The organism is Streptomyces sp. NPDC048411, assembly GCF_040704695.1.
Classification (GTDB): domain Bacteria; phylum Actinomycetota; class Actinomycetes; order Streptomycetales; family Streptomycetaceae; genus Streptomyces.
The window spans coordinates 1-1473 of record NZ_JBEZKL010000302.1; the positions used below are offsets into that span (position 1 = coordinate 1).

Consider the following 1473-nt stretch of genomic DNA (forward strand, 5'->3'; position numbering starts at 1 on the left):
CCGGACAGGTCGTAGGGGAAGCGGTGCGGGTCACCGATGGGGTTGCCGTGCTGGTCGAGGCGGTAGGCGGCGAAGTGGTCGGCGTTGGTGTCGACACCGACCACGCCCCGGGCACGGGCGGTGGCCAACGGGATGGTCTGGACGACGGGGCGTTGCCAGGACGCGGTGAGGTACCAGCGGCCGCGGTCCACGTCGAGGTGGATGCGGTAGGCGACGGCCCGGTTCGCTTCGATGCGGTCGGCCCACTCCGCACCCCGGTGCGCGAAGCCGATACGGGAGGTGAGGACGTACCGGCCGTGCCGGGCGTTGGCCAGGTGCGCGAGCGGGGCAGGCAGTCTGATGCTGACCTCACCGTCCGGGGTGACGCGGATCGTCTCGTTCCCGAACCGCTTCCCCGACTCGCCATCGGCACCGATGAACCAGCGCTCCGCCTCCCACCGTTCCCGCCACTGCTCCTCGGTGAGCTGGGACTGGGCGAGGTGGTGGCGGGTGTTGAGGAGACGTTTGCCGCCCCGTACCACTTTCACCTGTCCGGCCTGCCACTCGGCAACAGCAGCGGAATGCCGCGCCTCCAGCATCGCGAGGCGACGGGACTTGCGGAACCACTCGTTCTTCGACCGGTAGCCGCCCGCGGCCCGCTTCGTTCCGGGCTCCCCGATCGGGAGGGACAGGCGGTGCCGCAGCGTCTTGATCCCGGCTGCCAGTTTCTGGATGTGCGCCGCCTGACAACGGCGCGCCAGTGCCCATTGATCGTGCGTGGCCTTGGTGATCGCACCGGCGATCCGCGACGACGACAGTGCTGTCAGCTCCCGCTTGCGTGCCGCCCACGTATCGGTGCTGTGATCGTGTCCGTCCGCACAACGGGCCTTGAGATCACGGGAAGCAAGCGCACCCTGATGCTCACCGACCGCGCGCAGCACCCTCTCGTCCTGGGACGTGAGGCGCTTGAGACGATCCCGGACCGCCACCCCGCAAGGCCCGGGCACCACGAACGAGGCCGTCAGCTTCCGTAATCCACCCACCACATCACCTCCTCAAGGCCGGGCACCCGCTACCAGGCCCAACGAGCCACAGCCGCCGAGGTCACCCATTCGACCCCAGAACTCCCGTTCCCCCCCACCGCCAGGACTCACTCCCGCTCACCACCACTCACTTCAGCTCAGCAAACCGACAGCAGCTCACAACCCCCGTCGAGGCGCTGAGCCACTACGCCACGCCCGCCCTCTCCGGCCGCGAACCGGACGCGGAGCGCGCGAAGACCGCACCGCCGCCGAACCTGCACGGGGCGGGCACGCGCGCGGATCCCGGGGCGCGCGCCCCGGGCGGCTCGCGGCGCGGTGGCCCGGGCGGAGGGCGGCGGCTCCTAGGGGCGTCCGCGACTAGGGCCTGTTCTGAGTTCCCCGTCGTCCGCGCGAAGCGCGGGCGCAGCGGTGGTCGGTGCGTGCGATCGGCGTGCGGTGTCGCAGGTCATGT

General features: G+C 70.8%; 1 pseudogene. It reads right to left on the reverse strand.

Annotated features, from left to right (window positions below):
• Nucleotides 1–1025 (reverse strand): annotated as a pseudogene (locus AB0915_RS39170) (IS200/IS605 family accessory protein TnpB-related protein); the annotation flags it as partial.
• Between the last annotated feature and the right edge of the window lie 448 nt (nt 1026–1473).